The organism is Aquimarina megaterium XH134 (assembly GCF_000520975.1).
GTDB classification, from domain to species: domain Bacteria; phylum Bacteroidota; class Bacteroidia; order Flavobacteriales; family Flavobacteriaceae; genus Aquimarina; species Aquimarina megaterium.
On the sequence record NZ_JACB01000055.1, the window covers coordinates 36,234 to 59,088 of the forward strand.

General features: G+C 33.1%; 17 protein-coding genes. 6 read left to right on the forward strand and 11 right to left on the reverse strand.

What is annotated here, in order from left to right:
* Positions 1 to 106 precede the first annotated feature (106 nt).
* The 8 genes from Z053_RS0124105 to Z053_RS0124140 form a co-directional block, all read right to left on the reverse strand.
* Positions 107 to 2,974 carry a M16 family metallopeptidase gene (locus tag Z053_RS0124105; protein WP_025667529.1) on the reverse strand — a complete coding sequence of 956 codons (2,868 nt, stop codon included), beginning with the start codon at positions 2,972 to 2,974 and terminating at the stop codon, positions 107 to 109.
* Positions 2,975 to 3,024: 50 nt separating this feature from the next.
* Positions 3,025 to 3,759 (reverse strand): hypothetical protein, encoded by a 735-nt coding sequence (locus Z053_RS0124110; protein WP_025667530.1) that lies wholly within the window; start codon positions 3,757 to 3,759, stop codon positions 3,025 to 3,027.
* A 6-nt stretch (positions 3,760 to 3,765) separates the two neighbouring features.
* Positions 3,766 to 4,242 carry a hypothetical protein gene (locus tag Z053_RS0124115; RefSeq protein ID WP_025667531.1) on the reverse strand — a complete coding sequence of 159 codons (477 nt, stop codon included), beginning with the start codon at positions 4,240 to 4,242 and terminating at the stop codon, positions 3,766 to 3,768.
* Positions 4,243 to 4,295: 53 nt separating this feature from the next.
* Positions 4,296 to 5,006, reverse strand: coding sequence for a hypothetical protein (locus Z053_RS0124120; RefSeq protein WP_025667532.1), 711 nt, complete (start codon positions 5,004 to 5,006; stop codon positions 4,296 to 4,298).
* Between the two features lie 17 nt (positions 5,007 to 5,023).
* Positions 5,024 to 6,091 carry a ribosome small subunit-dependent GTPase A gene (gene rsgA / locus Z053_RS0124125; protein WP_025667533.1) on the reverse strand — a complete coding sequence of 356 codons (1,068 nt, stop codon included), beginning with the start codon at positions 6,089 to 6,091 and terminating at the stop codon, positions 5,024 to 5,026.
* A 16-nt stretch (positions 6,092 to 6,107) separates the two neighbouring features.
* Positions 6,108 to 6,824 carry a hypothetical protein gene (locus Z053_RS0124130; protein ID WP_025667534.1) on the reverse strand — a complete coding sequence of 239 codons (717 nt, stop codon included), beginning with the start codon at positions 6,822 to 6,824 and terminating at the stop codon, positions 6,108 to 6,110.
* Positions 6,825 to 7,064: 240 nt separating this feature from the next.
* On the reverse strand, positions 7,065 to 9,239 hold the full coding sequence (locus Z053_RS0124135) for a M3 family metallopeptidase (RefSeq protein ID WP_025667535.1): 2,175 nt from the start codon (positions 9,237 to 9,239) through the stop codon (positions 7,065 to 7,067).
* Between the two features lie 11 nt (positions 9,240 to 9,250).
* A complete protein-coding gene (locus tag Z053_RS0124140) occupies positions 9,251 to 11,737 on the reverse strand; it encodes a M14 family metallopeptidase (protein WP_025667536.1) in 2,487 nt (828 codons plus the stop codon).
* Between the two features lie 216 nt (positions 11,738 to 11,953).
* Here Z053_RS0124140 and bshC point away from each other — a divergent pair, with 216 nt between their 5' ends.
* Positions 11,954 to 13,549, forward strand: coding sequence for a bacillithiol biosynthesis cysteine-adding enzyme BshC (gene bshC, locus Z053_RS0124145; protein WP_025667537.1), 1,596 nt, complete (start codon positions 11,954 to 11,956; stop codon positions 13,547 to 13,549).
* 55 nt (positions 13,550 to 13,604) lie between these two features.
* Here bshC and Z053_RS0124150 read toward each other — a convergent pair whose 3' ends face one another.
* Positions 13,605 to 13,931 (reverse strand): hypothetical protein, encoded by a 327-nt coding sequence (locus Z053_RS0124150; RefSeq protein WP_025667538.1) that lies wholly within the window; start codon positions 13,929 to 13,931, stop codon positions 13,605 to 13,607.
* Positions 13,932 to 14,168: 237 nt separating this feature from the next.
* Here Z053_RS0124150 and guaA point away from each other — a divergent pair, with 237 nt between their 5' ends.
* From guaA to Z053_RS0124175, 4 genes are all read left to right on the forward strand, one after another.
* Positions 14,169 to 15,698: a glutamine-hydrolyzing GMP synthase gene (guaA, locus tag Z053_RS0124160; protein ID WP_025667539.1), complete on the forward strand. Its 1,530-nt coding sequence runs from the start codon at positions 14,169 to 14,171 to the stop codon at positions 15,696 to 15,698.
* A gap of 50 nt (positions 15,699 to 15,748) precedes the next feature.
* Positions 15,749 to 17,914, forward strand: coding sequence for a LysM peptidoglycan-binding domain-containing protein (locus tag Z053_RS0124165; RefSeq protein WP_025667540.1), 2,166 nt, complete (start codon positions 15,749 to 15,751; stop codon positions 17,912 to 17,914).
* Between the two features lie 429 nt (positions 17,915 to 18,343).
* Complete coding sequence (locus Z053_RS0124170; protein WP_035096687.1) at positions 18,344 to 18,880, forward strand: DUF922 domain-containing protein; 537 nt, start codon at positions 18,344 to 18,346, stop codon at positions 18,878 to 18,880.
* A 21-nt stretch (positions 18,881 to 18,901) separates the two neighbouring features.
* Positions 18,902 to 19,126 (forward strand): DUF3820 family protein, encoded by a 225-nt coding sequence (locus Z053_RS0124175; RefSeq protein ID WP_035096690.1) that lies wholly within the window; start codon positions 18,902 to 18,904, stop codon positions 19,124 to 19,126.
* On the opposite strand, the gene Z053_RS0124180 is transcribed toward Z053_RS0124175, so the two are convergent.
* Complete coding sequence (locus tag Z053_RS0124180) at positions 19,127 to 19,636, reverse strand: SRPBCC family protein (RefSeq protein WP_025667543.1); 510 nt, start codon at positions 19,634 to 19,636, stop codon at positions 19,127 to 19,129. It lies immediately after the preceding gene.
* Between the two features lie 239 nt (positions 19,637 to 19,875).
* On the opposite strand from Z053_RS0124180, the gene Z053_RS0124185 reads away from it, so the two are divergent.
* On the forward strand, positions 19,876 to 21,399 hold the full coding sequence (locus Z053_RS0124185; protein ID WP_051476137.1) for an amidohydrolase family protein: 1,524 nt from the start codon (positions 19,876 to 19,878) through the stop codon (positions 21,397 to 21,399).
* Between the two features lie 79 nt (positions 21,400 to 21,478).
* Here the strand turns inward: Z053_RS0124185 and lysA are convergent, their stop codons facing one another.
* Positions 21,479 to 22,708, reverse strand: a complete 1,230-nt coding sequence (lysA, locus tag Z053_RS0124190) for a diaminopimelate decarboxylase (RefSeq protein WP_025667545.1) — start codon at positions 22,706 to 22,708, stop codon at positions 21,479 to 21,481.
* Positions 22,709 to 22,855: the final 147 nt, after the last annotated feature.

Genomic DNA, 22,855 nt, shown 5'->3' on the forward strand with positions numbered 1-22,855 from the left:
ATTTATATCAATACGATGAATATAACACAGGCCTATTCTGAAATAAATTCAGAATAGGCCTGTGTTTACTATTTTAAGAAGTTTCTATAACAATAAATCAGAAACTTTAATCCTTAACTGCTGTATTTTCTTCATTTAACAAAACAGGAGTGCCAAAACCTAACTGCTCTAGTTTTTTGAGCTGTGTTTTTGCATCACCTACTACAAGATAAATCATTTTATTAGGGTCTAGATATGTACCTGTTAGTTTTTTAATCTCATCTACGGTCATATTATTTACAATTGTCTCTCTTTGCGTAACATAATCTTTTGGGTATTGAAATGTACTCATATTAGTTAGCATATTCAATTTAGAATTAAAGGTTTCAAAAGCTCTTGCATTACTTTTTATTAAAGAACTTTTGGTGATGTCTAAATCCTCTTGAGTATAGTTTTTTCCGTAGTCATTCAGGATTTCCTTGATCAAATCTGCAGACTCATAGGTAACATTAGATCTTACGCCACTAGATATAGTAAACATTCCCGGGATAGTACTTCCCGAAAACCCAGAGCCTATACCGTAGGTATATCCTTTACCTTCTCGTAATTGTTGTGTGAGTTGTGATGCAAAACCACCGCCACCCAGGCGATAATTCATAACCTGCACCGGATAGTAATCTGGATCTGTTGCTGCTAATGCGGGATATCCAAATCGCAATTGAGATTGTTTAGCATCGGGGACATCATAAAAATATACTTTGGATTGCTGCGGAGCTTTTGGTGCGTCTAAAGCCGGAAATTTAACCTCTTTACGCTGCCATTTGGTATTGAGGTTTGCCAGAGATGTTTTTGTCATAGCTTTTGTAATATCGCCTACTACATGCATTTTGGTAACATTAGGAACTATATTAGCGTTATAATAGTGTTTAAGATCTTCTAATGTAATAGCAGATACAGAGGTTTCTGTGCCTAAATTATTATGAGAAAGAATATGATCTTTTCCATAGCTTAGTTTAGCATATTCGTTACTGGCAATACTTGTGGGACTTGCTTTTTCTTGTTGAATCTGGCTAATAACACTCTGTTTGATTAACTCAAACTCTTTAAGATCCCATCTTGGCTGAAGAATCATTTCTTCTACCAATGCCATAATTTTAGTATAGTTTCTGGATAAAGTACTCCCGTTTATTACGATACTTTCATCTCTCGCAGAAATATTAATAAATGCTCCCAGACTTTCTATTGCATTTTCTAATTCTTCGGTTGTTTTGTTTTGAGTACCTTTAGTCATAAGTTGTGCCAATAAATTTGATACGCCTACTTTATCTGGTTTTTCTAATAATAAACCTCCTCTTATGTTTATTCTAAATTGTACCAAAGGGATTTCATCATTTTGTATCCCGTATACTTCAATTCCTGATGAAAATTGATCTTGCCATACCTGTGGTACTGTAACCTCGGGAGTGTCTCCATATGGTGGTTCTGTAGAACGATCAAAACTCGAAGGTGTTTTTTCATAATCTGCCACTATACTAGCATCAAAATTCTCTTCTGCTCCTTCTACAATTTTTTCTTCGATTACTTCTGCAAGCTTAGAATCCTTTAAAGCCAAATTAGCTTGCCCAATAGGCACAAAGCTTGTAGCAACATAATGCTTCCCTTTGATGTATTGATTATATACTCTGTTTACATCGTCAATAGTAACTGCAAGGATATTTTTTACATCCTGATTGATAAAACCGGGATCTCCTGCAAAAATTTCGTATTGTGCTAACTGAAATCCTTTACCCAGTACACTAGATAGCCCATTGTAAAATGCGGTTTCCTGACTTGCTTTAATACGATCAAGGTCTTCTTGTGAGATGCCTTCGGTCTCAAACTTTGCAAAAGCTTCAGAAACAGCACTGTCGATAGTATTTAAATCTGTTTTTTCAAATCCACGAATAATCAAATGATATTGGCCTGTTAATTCTGATCCAAAATTAAACATGGTAATTTCGGGAGTAAGTTGTTTGTCTTCTACCAATACTTTATTGAAAGGAGCTTTTTTCCCTTCAGATAAATAGGTAGAAAGTACTTCTAAAGCATATGAGTCGGGATGATATACAGGTACGGTTGGCCAGGTCATCGTTAATTGCGGAAGACGTGCAAAATTATCTTCATAATGTAATTTTTTGGTTTCTGTCAAAACCACAGGGCGTTTTTCTAATGCAGGGATATCTTCTCCGCGTTTAATTTCATCAAAATATTTATGCACCCAGGTTTTAGCCTGATCTGAATCAAAATCTCCAGCTATAGTAAGTGTAACATTATTAGGAACATACCAATGATTGTAGAAGTCTTTTACATCCTGTAGTGTTGCATTTTGTAAATCTTCTAATGACCCGATTACTTGCCAGCTATATGGATGATCTGCAGGATACATGTTTTTATCGATTACATAATTAACATGACCATAAGGACGATTGTCGATACTTTGACGCTTTTCATTTTTAACCACCTGCTTTTCTTTAGCTAGAACGGGATCGGTAACGGTATTGATAAAAAAACCTAATTTATCAGCTTCTGCCCAAATCATTTTCTCAAGTGCATCTTTGGGTACAGTCTGGTAATAGTTTGTACGATCCTGACTTGTAGAACCATTTGCTCCGGATCCACCAATGCGAGCACTCATTTTATCTAATCCGCCTTTTCCCAAGTTTTCTGATTCGAGAAAAAGTAAATGTTCGAATAGGTGTGCAAAACCGGTTCTTCCTTCTTTTTCACGAGCAGAACCTACGTGCGCAGTTAGGGCAACAGCAACAACAGGATCTGATCGATCGATATGGAATATCACCTGTAATCCGTTATCGAGTGTAAATTTTTCAAAATCGACTTTGAAATCCTTATTTTCAACGATTTTTTGAGATGATTCTTCTGTTGCTGTATTCTTTTTACAGGAAACCAAAACTCCTGATATGACTAGAATGAATACTAAAAATTTAATTGTTTTCATGATTGATAAAGTATTGATGAGTATGAAATTTTTATATGCGATATTAACTTTTATTCACTTCCTATAATTTTATATATGTTGAGGTCACTAATTTGAGTAATTGATATAAGGTCTTCTTCGATTTTTGTTACAACAGGTTTCAGTTCTTTTAATTTTTCTTTTTCATGATCATATGCAAATACCTTCTTAATTTTTGTTTTTGTTAAAAAATTAATGCTGGTGTTTCCCGCTCCATCATGAGTAGCATTTCCATAGTTGTTTAATTCTGAGCCAATAAGAATATAGTCATTGTGTTTTTTTTCGAATCTAAATTTTACCTCATAATCGTGTCGCATAGATTGATGACTAACACTTAGTATTGGCGATGTTATTTTAAGTGTTGGGTTTTCATTATAAATAAATGCAGAAGTTAAGTTTCCGCTTAGGGCCTTTTGTATATACCTATTATTTTCTAATCCTTCATATATAGCAATTCTAACCTCTTCGGGGTCATTGTCCTCTATATTGGTATTCGAATTTACTAGTACAGCCACAAAATCCTGAAAACCATCTTGATTTAAATCTCCAAATACTATCTTTTTCTTATTTTGAACTACAGCAATTTCAAAACCGTCAGCAATAAAATTAGTAAAGTCTTTTGTACTTTCCTCTTTATTTATATCAAGAGATGATTTGTTTTTTGTAAAACTCTCTTGTTTAGCATCTTTTTTTTCAAGAATCTGCTTCTTTTCACTATTACAAGAGAAGAGTATTATCATTATAATTAGAAATTTGATTTTTTCCATTGTATACTATTCCTTTTTTGGCGGTAATTCAACCTCTCCATCAGGATGAATTCTACATAATACTTTATTAAACTGATCTATAAGATTTAAAACAAACACTACAGGACCTTCTTTAGGGATTTTTTGAAATTCATCACTTTTGGCTACAGTAGTAAGTGCCTGTAAAACTGCCTGGCAAGCATTATGAAAACATTTTTCTTTATACTCGTCATCATCTTCTCGGTAATAATCACCTTCTTCATTTAACGGAAAAAAAGCTTCGAGATCTAATACCCCACAATCACTAAAGGCTTCTCCTTCTGATCCACCTCCATATCCCATAAAACCCAAATCAGGAGGCGTAGTGATCTCTCCCTGCGCGGCAAATACAATCTTAGAAACTGGATGTAAAGGGTCATATCCGGTATAATTAGAATCTGCAAAGAAGGTAAAGCTTTCTAGAAGATCTGTTGTTATCTGTTTGATTATGGTATCTTGATTCATGTTTTTATTTTTATTATTTGACGAGATTTTAGGGTGTTTTTTGTGTCAACTAATTATTGTTTATTGGTTTTTTGTTCGTTTAATATGATGAGTTTTTGCCATATTTTTCTACTTAATCCTGTAGTTAATATTTCGATTTCATTTACTGCCCTTACTACTTTTTCGTCGGGTAGGCTTTGAGAATATAGTGCCGCAACTTTACCAATTAGTGCTGTAGCTTCAGAACAATAATCGAGATATCGTTGAAGCTGAAAGTTAGTAAAAGTTCGTTTAGGAGAGTTTTCTGTAGCACATTCTGGTGCATCAGTGACATTAGGATCTTTTGTTAATTGATGCATATCAATAACATGAGCAATTACTCTGAGTTCGTTAAGAGATTTTAGGGCTCGTTTCATTTTTAGCCTGGATTCTAGTGAAACAAGAAAAAAGATTGCAGCTCCTAATAGTATGATATCATTAAAAATAGCTTCAGAAATCGTAACAACATTAGCAAGAGTAGTATTTTCAATTTGTAAATCAATATAAGTGATACTATAGATCAATCCTCCTAAACCAATTAGTATGATCATATGAGAAAATACGCGAAGTAAAATATTTGGAGAAGAGATCCAATCAATATTTTGTTTACTTTTTTGAGCAGTATGCAGAAATTGAAAGCAAACTTTTCTAAGTCCTGAATCAGGAAATCGATCCGAAACTCGTTTTTCGAGAAGATCAATGGTTTTGATAATTTTTTCAGGCTCCAGGTTTATACTGTTATTCATATATTGATTACATTTTATTAGTATTTATTATTTCTTCTCTGTTTTTGAACACTTCTAATCATTTTTCCTAAGTCTTTATCTTTCTTTTTTCTCTCTTTGACATCTGACTCGAAATGTATTTTTTCTTTTTCCATTTTTCGAAAATTGAGATACGAATCTTTATCAATTTCTTCGTTTTCAACAGCTTCCAATATGGCACAACCTTGCTCATGCACATGCGTGCAATCTTTAAATCTACAATTGTCGGCATATTCGATAATGGTTTCGAATGTAGTTTCTAATCCACTTGATGTATCAGCAATTCCAACCTCACGCATTCCGGGATTATCAATCAGAATCCCTCCATTATTCAATACAATTAACTCTCGGTGGCTTGTAATATGCTTTCCTTTGTTTACACTCGCACTTATTTCTCCGGTTTTCATTTGTAGCTTACCGGCAAGATTATTAAGAAGAGTAGATTTTCCAACTCCAGAAGATCCAAGTAAACAGTACGTTTTTCCTTTTTGGATAATTTGATTTAGAGTATCATATCTTTTGGTTACTTGGTTACTAACCGTAAGTATTGTAATGTCTTTGATTCGTTGTTTTATTTGATTTATGATATTCTGCAAACCAGCTTCATCTAGTAAATCAATCTTGCTTAAAATAATAATCGGTTCGACTTTAGAAGCATTACAGATCGTTAGATATCTTTCTAATCTATTGATATTGAAATCTCTGTTAACAGCTTGAACAATGAGACCATAATCAATATTTGTTGCAATTATTTGCACTTTTCCAGATGTGCCAACGGCTTGTCTTTCTATGATAGAGTTTCGAGGGTAAATAGCGTGAATTAGAGCTTTGCTTTCATCATATTCAGAAAAAGCAACCCAATCCCCAACAGCTGGGAAATCATATCTACTTTCTGCTGTATATCTTAAATTACCAATGAGTTCGGCATCAAATTCATGTATAGGAGTTTTAATAACATATCTTTCTTTATGCTCAGATAGTATTCTGCCTACCTCAAAAGAATCCAAATTTTGTTCGGTTCTAAATTGCTCTAGGGCACTATTGTATCCTAAATCCTGAATTGTCATGCTGTGTTTTTGTTTTTTAAAATTTCTTTTTAATTGGTGGTACTGTAGCTGGGGTAGGAAAGAAAGTAGGGTCAAAACTATCTAATACTTCTATTCTAGATGTATTTATATCTATTTTTAAACGATACTGCTCAAGGAGTTTATTATAATGTTTCGAATCAATAAGATCATGATCTATCCTTCTTATTGCCATTTCATATACATTTTCTTTTTCATTATATGCTGTTATTACAATTAGGTAATTTCTAAGTAACCCTGCTATCCCTTGAGAAGTGAAATGTTTAATTTCTTCTAAATTATTGGCCAATAAGGTATTATTTGTTTTTTTTATAATATTATCATGATCTTTTAAAAGTGAATGATATGAATAAGAATCGTTCATTCCATAAAAATTCATCACAAGGTCTTCAGGTTTTATTTTATTACCTACCATAAACTCGATACCTCCATCTGGTGTTCTTACAACAGAAGGGTCTTCCCAGTCTATAGTGATTGTTTCTATTCCCCAATTAAATTCATTTTCTTTATAAACTCCTGGGTTTACAAAAAATGTAATTTCATTCTTAGCATAATAATCTTTATCATTAAGCATTCTTCTTTTGAGGTGAACTCTTGTTAAATCATCAACCGGAAATCCATTGTTCTTTAGTTTTTTGGCAACCTTTATAACGAGTTTTTGCTCTAAATCGGTAAACTCGGCAATAGCAGGTTTAAGTCCTCTAACGATATCCATAGATGATTTTTTTTGATATTTTTTTCCATTAAAAAGAAGAACAAGAACGCAAAGCAAGATTATTGATCTATATGTGTATTTCATAAAAGTGTCTTATTTGTTCTCTTATCCTGGTTACATCTATTCTAAACTTGGTGTGGCTTAGTTTTTATAATGATGAAGTACAGCTCTTATATAAAAATACACATATACCTTCTGTTATAATGGCATATGTGTATTTTAATTACATGTTATTTTTGGTTACGACTTAGGAACCGGAAATCCTCTGTCTCTCATTAAAGCTTCGATCTTTGCATCGCGTCCTCTAAATTTGCGATACGCTTCTGCTGGATCCATAGCATTACGTGGTGCAAAAAGATATTTTACTAGTTTAGCGGCAACTTCTTTATCATAAAATCCTCCTGGAGCTTCGGCAAAAGCTTCTGCTGCATCAGAGGTAAGTACATCTGCCCACATATATCCATAATAAGCAGTAGCATATCCTTCTCCAGAAAATACATGCCCAAAATGTGGTGTGCGATGGCGCATCACTAATTCTTTTGGCATATTTAATTCTGTAAGAGTTTCCTTTTCAAATTTATCTACATCAATATTAGTTGGGTCTGCTAAATGAAATTTCATATCCATTAAGGCAGAAGCCAGGTATTCTGTTGTAGCAAACCCTTGATTAAAAGTAGCTGCTTTTTTAATTTTATCAACCAGTGTTTTTGGGATTGCTTCTCCAGTTTTGTAATGTACCAGATAATTGTCAATGACTTTATCGGTAGATAACCAACGCTCTAACAATTGAGATTGAAACTCTGTATAATCACGTACACCACCATTAAGAGTTGGGTATCTTACTTCGGAAGCAAAGAAGTGTAAAGCATGACCAAATTCATGGAAAAAAGTAGTTGCATCATCCCAGGAAACTAAAACTGCTTCTCCCGGAGCTGGTTTAACAAAATTAGAATTATTAGAAGCGAGTACATTCTTTTTACCATCAAAAGTAGTATGACTTCTATACGTAGTAGCCCATGCTCCAGATCGCTTACCAGGTCTGGCAAATGGATCGAGATACCATAGGCCGATATGTTCTCCAGAGGTTTTGTCATTTACTTCCCATACTTTTACATCTTCATGAAAAACAGGAACTTTACCTTCTTCAATAGGAGTAAATTTAAAATTAAATAATTCGCCTGCTACAAAGAACATAGCTTCTCTTAATTTATCTAATTGTAAATATTGTTTTACTTCATCAGAATCCAGATCGTATTTCTTTTTTCTTACTTTTTCTGCATAGTAACGATAGTCCCATGGTTCGATCGTTATCTTATCTCCGTTTGCATCTGCCACGGCTTGCATATCGGTTACTTCTTCTTTTACCCTGGCTATGGCAGCTGGCCAAACAGCATTCATAAGTTTCATTGCATTATCAGGATTCTTAGCCATACGGTTTTGAAGCCTCCAGTCTGCATAGTTATCATGTCCTAATAATCCAACGCGTTCTTTTCTTAGTTTTAGAATTTTGGCAATATTTTCATTATTATCCTTCTCATCACCATTATCTCCACGAGAATAATAATTTCTCCATACTTTTTCACGTATAGCACGTTCATCAGAATAGGTAAGGAAAGGATCCATAGAAGATCTTGTATTGGTTACTGCATATTTACCATCTTGATCTCTATCTGTAGCTGCTTTTGCATATGCTTTGATCAAGGGTTCTGATAAACCACTTAACTGATCTTTGGTTAAGTAAGTTACATATCCTTCTTCATCTTCTAATATATTATTTGAAAAATTGGTATACAGTTCGGATAATTCTTTATTGATCGCTGCATAACGCTTCTTCTTTTCTTCATCTAATTCTGCTCCATTCATAGCAAAAGACTTATAAGTAAGTTCTACTACACGTTGCTGATCTGCTTCTAATGGTGTTTTTTGAGCATTGTCATAAACGGTTTTAATACGTTTAAACAATTTTTCGTTTTGTGATATTTTAGAACTAAATTCTGATAGCTTAGGAGCCATTTCTTTTTGAACGTCTCTAAATTCTGGAGAAGACATATTACTACTTAGGATACCATAGTATGTAAAAATTCTATCGAGCTCTGCTCCGGCTCTCTCCATAGCAACGATGGTATTTTCAAAAGTAGGAGCCTCAGAGTTATTTGCAATCTCATCGATTTCTTTAAGATTAAGTTCCATTCCTTTTTCGAGAGCGGGTTTTATATCGGCTACATTCATTTTATCAAATGCAGGGGTACCACCATATGATCCGGTCCATTCTTCTAATAAGACATTTGCTGTCTCTTTAGGTTCTGATTCTGCTGTAGTTTCCACAGTTTCTTTCTTTTGATTACAACTGGCTAAGAGTACAATAGCCGATAAGGCTACAGTCTTGATGGTTGTAGAGAGGTGTGAGTTAATCATGATTATTTAATTTAAATTCTAAATTTATTATTGTTAACAAAGAAGATAGCATTAACAAAGAAAAGCTTTCCATTTTCCCAGAAAGATCTGAATAAAGGATTATCTACCATATAGATAATGCTTCCGCTACCCATTCTTGATTCACCAAAAACCAAAGAGTTGTTTAGGTTTTTAAGGGCATCTGCACCTGCAAATCCAGAAACACTTTGTGGTTTTTCTATATAAGCAATATTATATCCATTTTGAAGAAATTTATAAGAACTACTTCCTAATTTCAGACTAAAATAGGTGTCATCATATCCAAAAGCCATTGGGTGCGAATGATCTATTTTGGTCTTAAAAATACTTCCTGTAATAAAATCCTTTACGCTTTTGCGTTCACGTTGATCATAAGGAATAAGATTACCGATAGAGTCTTTTTCCTTTTTATCGGCCTTATTTTTCTTAAGATCAAATCCTTTTTTATCGGCAAAGGTTCTTACTGCATTACCAATCGCTATTACTTTACCACCACTGCTTACCCATCCTTTCAATTTATCCAAAGCTCCTTTGTCTAAGTAGCTATTGTAATATCCGTTTGGCATAATTAACACATCATACTTGGTAAGATCAACATTCTTAAAATAATCTGTATCAATTGAAGTAATAGGAAATTTAAGCTGTTGCTCAAAGAAGTACCAAATTTCTCCATAGCTTAAAGAAGAGGTATATCGACCTTTTAATACTGCTATACGTTGGTTATTGATGAGTTTTACATCGGGAGAACCAAAATCTACCCCTTTACTAGAAAAACTAGTAGGAGCTGTATATAGTTTTCTATGATGAGCATTAGCGATATCGATAACCGTTTTATCGTAATTTTTAGTTTTTCGATTGTCACTTTTGGTGATAATAAGACTTCCTTTTTTGAAATTCTCTGCGCCATTACTAAAATCTTTTTCACTAAAACGTACTCTAATATTATGACGAAGTAAATCAGCCATAAAAGCAGCGTCGTCTATGCTATTCCATTTAGTGATATAACCAGCACCAGATGCGTTAGCTGTATTATTTATGGTATTAGCTTTTTTATTTCCATTGGCAGGTATTAATGAAGTCGAAGCTATGGCGTCTAATCCATATGCATGTGGAACACTCCAGGCAGTAATATCATAAGTAAGTGGGTCGCTAAGTTTGGCATTGGGTTCAAAAAGTACTTTTACCATTTTACCTTTTGGTTGGTTTGTACTTACTACCAATGCACCATTTGCATTAATACTTCCTTGCTTATTTTCTTTAAAATTGAATCCCGAAATTTTTGCAGTATTCGTATACCCATATTTAATATCATGGGTTTCTAGTAGTTTTACTAATGCATTAATCTTATCAGCTTCTCCATTTAATACATAACTTTTATATTTCAGACCAGAGGTATTAAAAAACTTTTTAAACTCGGTATTTAATTTTGTAGCTTGTTTAGAAGAAATCTCTACTGTTGATAAACCTGTTGTAGTATGGTGTAATGCACGATCCTTTAGCGTTAATATATAACCTTCGTCGGTTTGAATACCTAAACCAGCGCGTCCGTGTCCCGCTTGCTCATACGTCATTCCTATGGCTCCCATAAACGTAGGATAGGTATCTCCGTAACTAGGATATAGTAAGTCAAAACGTTCTCTGGTAAAGAATAACCATCCTTCTGCATCAAAATATCGAGCATGGTTTTTACCGATTTGAGTTTGGAAATCTCTTTGCCATGGAGTTATAATCTCATGAAAAGGCTCTGCTGCCGGAGCAAAATAATAAGGCTCATTGATACCTTGCTCATGAAAATCTACATGAATATGTGGCATCCATGTGTTGTATGCTTTAATACGTTGTCTTGATTCTACTTGGGTTGCCCATGCCCAATCACGGTTAAGATCGAATAAATAGTGATTTGGTCTTCCGCCTGGCCAGGGTTCATTATGTTCTGTTGCTACTTGATCTGTATTATAAGGTGTAGCTTTTGTTTGATTATACCAATTTACATATCGATCACGACCATCAGGATTTATACAAGGGTCTATAATAACCACAGTATTTTTTAACCATGCAGTTTTCTTAGTAATTAACTCATAAATAGTTTGCATAGCGGCTTCTGTACTAGAAGCTTCATTACCATGTACATTATAACTTAACCATACAATTGCAACTTCTGGATTAGCTGCTCCTTCTGCAATACCAATATTTTTTAGATTGTTTAATCTTATATTTTCTATGTTGTTTAGGTTTTCTTCAGAAGAAACAATAGCATAAGTTAAGGGTCTGCGTTCATTTGTTTTTCCATAAGTATGATAGCTCACCATACTAGAATGATCAGCAACATGATTAAAATAATTTACAACATCGGCATGACGTGTAAATTGATCACCTATTTCATAGCCTAAAAATTCGGCAGGAGATTGTAATTTGTTTTGAGAATAGGTTAAGCAAGTCGTTACAGTTACGACAAAGAGTGTAATGATTAGTTTTTTCATTGATCGGTGAATTCTTTTAGAAGGGGTAAAATACCGAGTTAAATTTAGGATTTAATCGGTATTAACTAAAATTTAGGATTTGAAATAGAGAATATTGATAAATTTTAGTATTTAGATAATGATTTGTAGATGAATTCTTTCAAACTATTAAAAAAAATATAAAAAAGCAGATGAGATCACAATCTGCCGTATATTTATCGACCAAAAATTTTGCTTATGCCTAGTGACTGTATTCCGTTTAGTGATACGAATTACTTTTCTTCTCTTATTTGTGATTATTTAGATCAAAAATCTGAATTACAACCCTTTTATAACCGTTTTCCGGAATTAGGAAACTTCAAAGATCAAATTAAAGAAAAGCAACACTCTTTTTCTAAAGAGCATAGAAAAGTATTGGTGCAAGCTTTACGCAAACAATATAAAGGTGTCGATCCTTCTGATCTTACCAGTCAAAATATAGAATCACTAGATACACCTACCACATTTACTGTTGTTACGGGACATCAACTGAATCTTTTTACGGGACCATTATACTTTTTGTATAAAATTATCTCTACGATTAACCTTACTAATGAGTTAAAAGAGAAACATCCAGAATATGATTTCGTGCCTATATATTGGATGGCAACAGAAGATCATGATTTTGATGAGATTAATTATTTTAATCTTTTTGGAAAGAAGATACAGTGGAATCGTAATGATGGAGGAGCGGTAGGAGTTTTTGATACCGAAGGATTAGATAAGGTTTTTGAAATTTTTTCTTCGGAAATTGGATCAGGACGAAATGCAGAATACCTTAAAACCTTATTTAAGAAAGCCTATCTGCAACACAATCATCTTGCAGATGCAACCCGATATCTGGCTAATGAATTATTTGGAGAGTATGGCCTGGTCATTATAGACGGAGATGATAGTGAATTAAAAAGGCTTTTTATTCCATTTGTCGAAAGAGAATTAACAGATCAGGTTGCCTATACCAAAGTAATACCAAGAGCAGAAAAACTAGAGGCACAAGGATATAAAGTGCAGGTGAACCCCAGAGAAATTAATTTGTTTTATCTGGCAGATGGATTACGCGAAAGAATTATTGAAAAAGAAGAAAGATATTTTGTTAACGAAACAAATATTAGTTGGAGTAAGAGTGAGATATTAAAAGAACTTTCTGAGTTCCCAGAGAGGTTTAGCCCTAATGTAATGATGCGTCCTTTGTATCAGGAAGTAATTTTACCCAACCTTTGTTATATCGGCGGTGGCGGAGAATTAGCATATTGGCTAGAATTAAAGGATTATTTCGAAACTGTAGATATACCGTTTCCCATGTTGTTACTTCGTAATTCGGTACTGATCCAAACCAAAAAACAAGCTGAGAAAATAGAAAAATTAAATGTTTCTGATACCGAGTTATTTCTGAAACAACATGAGTTAATCAACCGTAAGGTACGTCGTATTTCTAATATAAATATTGATTTTGATCCGCAGCGTAAGCATTTGAAAGAGCAGTTTGAAGCCATGTATAAGCTGGCAGAGCAAACAGATGTAACTTTTAACAATGCGGTGAAAGCGCAAGAAATAAAACAACTTAAAGGGTTAGATGTTTTAGAAAAACGGTTATTGAAAGCACAAAGACGTAAATTAGGTGATCACGTAAAGCGTTTAACGACACTGCAAAATGAGCTTTTCCCTAATCAAAGCTTGCAAGAACGTAATAAGAACTTTGCAGAATTCTACCTGGAGTATGGTGATGATTTAATTCCAACATTGATGAAGCACCTGAATCCTTTAAAAGGAGAGTTTCTGATCTTGAAACATTAGAAGAGTAGTCAAGTTTTTTAGTAAATAAGATGTCTTGTAAAGTAATCATTTATGGTTACACCAGTTCTTTTTTTATCCAATTAGGATCTTTAATCCATTTAGTGCTTTTGATCCAACTACCTTGAGCCTCATTTTTCTTTTTGTAAGGATCAGTATGTTCTTTAATAAATTCTAAAATAGACGTGGTACGAACCTCATTTTTTTTACTTAATGAAGTGCGAGATACTATATTTTGATCTATCATGGTATTAGGAATTTTCATCATAAGACTCGATATCTGTAGATCAGAGATTTTTATACTATGCTCAGTGTCATTGGCAAAACATCTTGTATTAGAAAAAAGAATGATGATTATGGCAAGTTTCAAAGTAAAGTTATTCATCGTATTGGGGGTTAGAAGGTTTCTGATGTAAATTTAAAATGATTGTGTCATTTATGATGATTGAAATCGATGAAATGCATTTAAATACCGACGAACGGTTAATTGATTTAGGTGAAAGGTTTTTGGTAACTGCTTGTATTATAAGAATAATGTTGCCTAAAAACTTAGATAATAAATAATATTAAAAATTATTCCTTTTAGGATTTCGAGGGTTGTAATTTAATTTTATTTTTGCCTATGCAAAACAACGTACTTATTTTAGATTTCGGATCACAATATACTCAGCTAATTGCACGAAGAGTTAGAGAGTTAAATATATATTGTGAGATACACCCTTATAATAATTTACCCGAGAATATATCAGACTTTAAGGCAGTGATCCTTTCTGGTTCTCCTTTCTCTGTTAGAGGAGAAGATGCTCCTCATCCTGATTTATCTGCCATTCGAGGTAATAAACCACTTTTGGCTGTTTGTTATGGTGCTCAGTACCTGGCTCATTTTAGTGGAGGAGAAGTGGCTCCATCAAATACACGAGAGTATGGTCGGGCTAATTTATCATTTGTACAGGAGGGAGAACAGTTTTTTGAAAATATTACAAAAGGTTCCCAGGTATGGATGAGTCATAGTGATACCATAAAAAAACTTCCTACTGGAGCTGTTAGATTAGCAAGTACAGAAGATGTCGAAAATGCAGCATATAGGATAGAAAATGAGCAAACTTATGCTATTCAATTTCATCCAGAAGTATATCACTCTACCGATGGAAAACAATTATTAGAGAATTTCCTAATCAAAATAGCAGATGTTCAACCCGATTGGACACCAGGTTCTTTTGTAGATGCTACTGTAGCAGAGCTTAAGGAAAAGATAGGTAATGATAAAGTAGTATTAGGTTTAAGTGGAGGTGTAGATTCTACAGTAGCTGCAGTATTATTGCATAAGGCTATTGGTGAAAACTTGCACTGTATTTTTGTGAATAACGGATTGTTGCGTAAAAATGAATTCTCTGCAGTATTAGAACAGTACGAGGGAATGGGGCTTAACGTTAAAGGAGTTGATGCTTCGGCACGTTTTTTGGATGCATTGGCTGGAGAAAGTGATCCCGAAGGAAAACGAAAAATTATAGGAAAGATTTTTATAGAAGTATTTGATGATGAAGCTCATAAAATAGAAGATGCAAAATGGTTGGGGCAAGGAACAATTTATCCAGATGTAATAGAATCTATATCTGTTAATGGTCCTTCTGCTACGATCAAATCTCACCATAATGTTGGTGGATTACCAGATTTTATGAAATTAAAAGTTGTAGAACCATTACGTATGTTGTTTAAAGATGAGGTACGTAGAGTAGGAGCATCGATGGAGCTTGATCCAGAATTATTAGGAAGACACCCCTTTCCTGGCCCTGGATTGGCAATTCGAATATTGGGAGATATTACACCAGAGAAAGTTGCTATCTTGCAAGAAGTAGATGCTATCTTTATTAATGGATTAAAAGAAAATGGACTTTATAACAAAGTCTGGCAAGCAGGAGCTATTTTGTTACCTGTACAAAGTGTGGGAGTAATGGGGGATGAACGCACTTATGAAAATTGTGTAGCATTAAGAGCTGTAGAAAGTACAGATGGGATGACGGCAGATTGGGTAAATCTACCTTATGAGTTTTTACAAAAAACTTCTAATGCAATAATAAACAGAGTAAAAGGCGTTAATAGAGTAGTGTATGATATTAGTTCTAAGCCTCCGGCAACGATAGAATGGGAATAGAAATATACAAATTAAACAGTTAGGGAATTAAAAACAAATCGGATAAATACATGAAAAAGTTCTTATTGATATTTCTGTTGTTGATAGTATCAGGTTCAACTTTTGCACAGCAATATAAAAGTCATACTGTTGCGAAAGGAGAAAATGTATATAGAATAGCTAAACGTTATAATACAACTCCAGAAGCTATATATAGAATAAATCCAACAGCAAAAGAAGGAATTAATGAAGGGGAAATTTTAGCTATTCCAATCACAGATGATCAGGAGTATAACACCCATGTTGTAGAAAAAGATGATACTGTGTACAGTTTGTCTAAAAAATACAATATCAGTATAGAAACTATTTATTTACTTAATCCAGAAGCTGATAAAGGAATTAATATAGGGCAAATACTAAATGTAGGTAAAATTATAAAAAAGGACCCTACTGCTATTGATGCGATTTCTGATAAAGGAAAAGATACTGTACTTGATAGCTTGAAAATTATTCCTAAAGAGCGAAAAATTGTTCGATATATTACTCATAAAGTTAAAAGAAAAGAAACGTTATATGGTATAGCGAAGAAATATAAAATTACAGTTGAGGATATAAAAAAGAATAATAAACGATTGTATGCAGAACAGATAAAAAAGAAAGATAAAATAAGAATACCGGTATATGAAGATAAACCTTCACCAGGTGATATAATTACGGATCCAACAAATTCTAGAGTATCTGCCACAACCAGATATACAATAAAACCAAAAGATACCAAATATAATATTGCAAGAAGACACGGGATCACGATAGCAGAGTTAGAAAAACTCAATCCTAACATGAATCCAAGTTTTCCTATCGGAATGCAAATTACGGTACCTACAACTATATTTGTCTCTCTAAAGGATTCAATTCAACCTGGATTTGAGTTATATGAAGTAAAACCAAAAGAAACTGTTTTTAGAATTTTACAACGTACAGGTATTTCTGCCGATTCTTTGTTTAAAATGAATCCATATTTAAGAGATGGACTTAAAGCAGGTATGGTTATTACAATTCCTAAAGATACATTAACTGCGGTTACCAATTTTGATGTGAGCAAAGAGAAATATATAGATCTAAGCAAAAATCTTTACAATTTTTCTCCTAAAAAAGTAGCTGTAATGCTGCCTTTTGGTTTGGATACTTTAAACTTTGAAGCTAGAAAAGATACCGAAGAATTTCTTAAAAGTAAGCAAAGTCTTAGAATAGCATTAGATCTTTATAGTGGAGTATTGATTGCTGTAGATTCTGCTAGAACAAGAGGAATAACTACAGAGCTTAATGTTTTTGATACTCAGAAAAGTAATAATGAAGAGTATATTAAAAAAATAATGGCAGAAAATGATTTTAACGAAACAAATGTTGTGATTGGGCCATTATACCAAACAAATTTAGAAATAGTAGCTTCAGAACTTAAAAAACATAATACACCTGTTTTTTCACCTGCATCAAGAAAAGAATCTAGCTTATATGACAATTTTTTTCAAACCCGTCCTACGAATGTAATACTTCAGGACAAAATAATTTCGTTTGTAGAAAAAGATTCTATCGATAAAAATATTGTACTTATAGTGCAGCAAGGAGAAAAACATAAACAAATTAAAGAGAAGCTAATTGCTAAATTCCCTAATGCCAAAATAGCTAAAATCGAAGAAGGTAATTATCTTTATGAAGTAAGATTAAATAAGGTTTTAGATAAGAATAAGCCTAATTGGGTTTTTCTAGAGTCAAATGATGTAGCGATGATAAGTAATGTTATTCCTTTACTTAATGCCAAAGCAGAAAGTCATAAAATAACATTGTTTACTACAGATAAAAATAATGCATTTAATAATGATAATATTAAAAATGAACACTTATCAAAATTGCACATGCATTACCCATCTGTAGATAAAGAATTCGATAATAAAGAAGTTGAAGAAGGAGAAGAAGCATCTTCGTTTGTTAAAAGATATAAGAGAGAATATGGTATCGATCCTAATAATTGGGCCATTCGTGGCTTTGATATAACGTATGATATTTTAATGCGATTAGGAACCGCTGATGATCTATATCACTCTGCTTCTTATGAAGGAACAACAGAATATGTCGAGAATAAATTTAACTATTCTAAGAAACTATTAGGAGGGTATCATAATAGTGCTGCATATTTGATTAAGTTTGATGATGAGTTAAAATTAACTCTGGTTGAATAATTTTTGTTAGTTTTGGAGTCTTAAGAATTGACCTGGAAAATCAATTTTTAAAGAAAAATAAAGTATACTAGTATTATTTGGGGAATATTTTAATACTAGATTAAAAATACATTTTGATATATAAAAAAAAGGATTTTTTATATATATTTGATACTGTATTGGTTATCTTTTTTGTTATTATTGTTTTATGAAATAAAGATTTCTTGGCATTATAATTGATTGGATTGGAATATTAAGGAAAACAAAGGAGAAATAAATCGAAATTAGATTCTAGAAATTATGTATTTTTTAAAAATACGTGTATATTTAGAACTAAAAAATAATGCTATTTTGCAGAGAGCAAACAATATTTGCCCCATATTGTGTTCCCCCAGCGTCTCTGAAATAGATAAAAATATAACTTTTATTTGGGCATAATTGTTTGCAATTATGAGTAAGTGCTTTACTATTATTTTAATTTTATTTTTTACCAGTAATAATGGTTATGTAGGGAAATTCTCGTACGCAGAAAGAAGCGAGTTAGATTGGTCAGATTTTAGAGGGAAACCAAATTTGAGTAGTAATTATGACGCTAGCGTAAATACAGGAATAACCTATCAATGGTCTTATGGTAAAGATAAAGGAGAAATTGAATTAAATTATCAGGTAGATAGCTATTGCTATCCGTCTCTATCTTGGGTTAAGAGAGGACAGATGTCAGAGGGCCTTCTTTCACACGAACAACTACATTTTGATATTTCAGAATTGCATGCGCGAATAATGAGAAAAAGATTGAAAGAGTATAGTGCAGGCAAAAATATAAGAAGAGATCTTAATAAAATGTATAAGCTGGTAGAGAGAATGAGAGTTAATATGCAAGAAAGATATGATGAAGAAACAGATCACTCAAGAAATAAAGAAGCTCAAAAAAAATGGGAAAAAAAGGTAGAAACATTAATGTGGTATTACCGAGATTTTACTAAATAAATTGTAGTTATAACCAGCTTCATGGAAATCCAACTCCAAAAGGATTTTTTAATCAAATTAGCTCATGCCAAAATGCCATTTGGTAAATATAAAGATAGGTATCTGATCGATCTTCCAGAGTATTATATTGTATGGTATCACAACAAAGGTTTTCCCAAAGGACTGCTGGGACAACAATTGCAAACAGTATATGAGTTAAAGCTTAACGGATTAGAATATTTAGTTAGAAATATTAAAAATTTATAATCACATATTTACAAATTCATATCCCGAAAGTTCATTCTCCTGTAAATTTATTTCGGTTTCATTTAGCAAAATACCGTGCTCTGCAAAAGCTTTTAAATTGGCAAGCCAAAATGTCCAGCCATTACTACATCCATAGTGTATTTGTAACTTACTTTTATCATCTACAGGGATATCAAATTGAGACAAAATCACTATAGTTGCACTGTTTTTCTTTTCGAGTCTTACAGAAACTTTTGAATTGCTAAAGCTAATTTCAATATAGTTATTTCCGTTAGCTTCTAATACTTCTCCTTTTTCTTTTTCATTCCAATTATGCCATTGCCAGGTGTATGTGTCACCTTTTTGGATATGCTCTGATGGTTTTCTGACTTGTCCATCAGTGCTGTATTCAGCTTGTTTTAAAAACCAGGAAGTAATCCCTTTGGGGGTTGCCCATAAATCATATAGTTCTTCAATAGATTTATGAATGTAAATTTTTTTGGTAAACGAATTCCATTGTAACTTTTCCATGATTAAAATGATTTTGATGCTGTATTAAAGATAATGAATATTAAATTTAATACTAAGAATGTATTGGTGTTAAATTCTTCATAGAGGTTATTCAATTTTATTTTGAATTAAGTAAGTTTAATCACAATTATATATAGAGTGTTTTCTAATTGTAAAGAAATACACTTATCTTTTTTGTTTCACGCAAATCTTTTAAAATGAAAATCACAAAACATGTACTTTATCTTCTTGTTGTATTTATGGCGTTGCAAACCAATGCACAAGAGTTTAAAGAAGGACCTTTCTCTCAACTAATCATCAGAGGTATAACATTGATTAATGGTAATGGTGCGCCTCCAAGAGGGCCAGTTGATATTGTTGTAGAAAATAATATAATTAAAAACATTGTTGTTGTTGGGTATCCAGGTATGCCAATTAATGCTGCTAAACGTCCTGTATTAAAGCCAGGAGGTAAGGAGCTTAATGCAGAAGGAATGTATGTGTTGCCAGGTTTTGTAGATATGCACGGACATATTGGTGGAGTGGCACAAGGTGCAGATGCTGATTATGTTTTTAAATTATGGATGGCACATGGTATAACCACTGTTAGGGAGCCCAGCGGAAGAGGTGTAGATTGGACAATGAAGTTAAAAAAAGCAAGTGAAAAAAATGAAATTATAGCACCTCGTATTTTTGCATACACAGGATTTGGACAGGGTAGTACTTCGCCAATAAGTACTCCTGAGATGGCAAGAAAATGGGTTCAGGAAAATGCAAAGAAAGGAGCAGATGGGATAAAATTTTTTGGAGCGGCTCCAGAAATTATGACAGCGGCATTAGATGAAAATAAAAAACTAGGACTACGTTCTGCCTGTCATCATTCTCAAACCGATGTGGCTCGATGGAATGTCTTAAATTCTGCAAAAGCAGGACTTACCTCTATGGAACACTGGTATGGATTACCAGAAGCGTTATTTGAGGATAAAACCGTTCAGCATTACCCTTTGGATTATAATTATCAAAATGAACAACATCGATTTGAAGAAGCAGGTAAACTATGGAAACAAGCAGCAAAACCCTATTCTGATCATTGGAATAAAGTAATGAATGAGTTAATAGAACTCGATTTTACATTAGATCCAACTTTTAATATTTACGAAGCGAGTAGAGATTTACAAAGAGCTCGTAGGGCAGAATGGCATGAGACCTATACATTACCTTCGTTATGGAGATTTTATCAACCTAGTAAAATCTCACATGGTTCGTATTGGCACGACTGGGGAACAGAACAAGAAGTCGTTTGGAGAGAAAATTATCGACTATGGATGACCTTTATTAATGAATATAAAAATAGAGGAGGGCGTGTTACTGTAGGATCAGATTCTGGATTTATTTTTCAATTATATGGTTTTGCTTATATACGAGAATTAGAATTGTTTCGAGAAGCTGGTTTTCATCCTCTTGAAATAATTAGAGCAGCTACATTAAATGGAGCAGAAGCTTTAGGAATGTCGGATAAAATTGGCTCTGTCGAAGTAGGTAAACTAGCAGATTTTGTAGTAGTAGAAGAAAATCCGCTTCAGAACTTAAAAGTACTTTACGGAACAGGAGCCATTCGATTAACAGATGATAATAAAGTTATTCGGGCAGGAGGGGTTAAGTATACTATTAAAGATGGAATAATTTATGATGCTAAAGCACTTCTTGCAGATGTAAAAAGAATGGTAGATGAAGCAAAAGAAAAAGAGAAGTTCACTATTTTACAACCCGGAATAAAAGAATAAATCTTTTCAGTTAACAGTTATAAAATTAAAAAGCGTCAGGTTTTTATCTGACGCTTTTTGTATATCTGTTTAAGTGCTATTATGTCGTTTCAACAACTTTAGAAAAGACATCGATATCCACTTGATTTCTTGTAAGATCATCAAATGTTTCGCGCTTACGAATCAGATGTGCTTTTCCTTCATGCCATAATACTTCTGCAGGGCGATAACGAGAATTGTAATTACTAGACATAGAAAAACAATAAGCACCTGCATTTTTAAAAGCAATGGTATCACCTTCATTAATTTCAGAAATCCTTCTATTTGTAGCAAAAGTATCTGTTTCGCAAATATATCCAACTACCGAATAAAATCGTTCTCTTCCTTTTGGATTAGAAATATTGATAATCTCATGATGAGAATTGTAGAACATCGGTCGAATGAAGTGATTAAAACCACTATCAATTCCGGCAAAAACAGTAGATGTAGTTTGTTTGATTACATTTACTTTAGCCAAAAAGTATCCCGCTTCACTCACCAGAAATTTACCAGGTTCAAAACCTAGTGTTAGTTCTTTACCATATTCTTTGCAAAAAGTATTAAAACGTTTAGTCATCTTACTACCAAACTCTTCAATATTAGTTTCAATATCACCTAATTTATAAGGTACTTTAAATCCGCTTCCAAAATCAATAAAATCAAGATTTTTGAAATTCATGGCAGTTTCAAAAAGTATTTCGCAAGCACGTAGAAATACTTCAATATCCAGAATATCACTACCGGTATGCATATGTATTCCATTAATACGCATTCCTGTGTTTTCTACAATCCTAAGGATATGTGGTATTTGATGAATTGATATTCCAAATTTACTATCTATATGTCCTACCGATATTTTACTGTTTCCTCCTGCCATAACATGAGGATTCATACGGATGCATACTGGGACATTAGGGTGTTTTGTGCCGAACTGCTCCAGGATAGAAAGGTTATCAATGTTTATTTGTACGCCCAAGGCAGAAACTTCTTCTATTTCTTCAAGAGAAACCCCGTTAGGAGTAAAAACAATATTACTTGGTTTGACACCAGCCTTTAGCCCTAGTTCTACTTCTTGAACAGAAACAGTGTCTAGTCCGGCTCCTAATGAATTCATCAACTTTAAAATAGCAATATTAGACAGTGCCTTGACTGCATAATTAAGTTTTAACCGTTTGACTTTCTTAAAAGCATCAGAAAGACGATCATACTGTGAGATAATTTTTGAGGAGTCATATACATAAACTGGACTCCCAAACTCATTTGCAATTGCTAATAAATTTTCATTTTCCATTGTGTCACAAATTTAAGCCTACGAAATTATCAATAAAATTAGAGATATCTGTGTCTTGAAAAGAAAAAATATAATGCATAAGAAAAATTAAGATTTTTAACTTGTGTTTAAGGAATATAAACAGTCTTAATTAGTACATTTAATAAA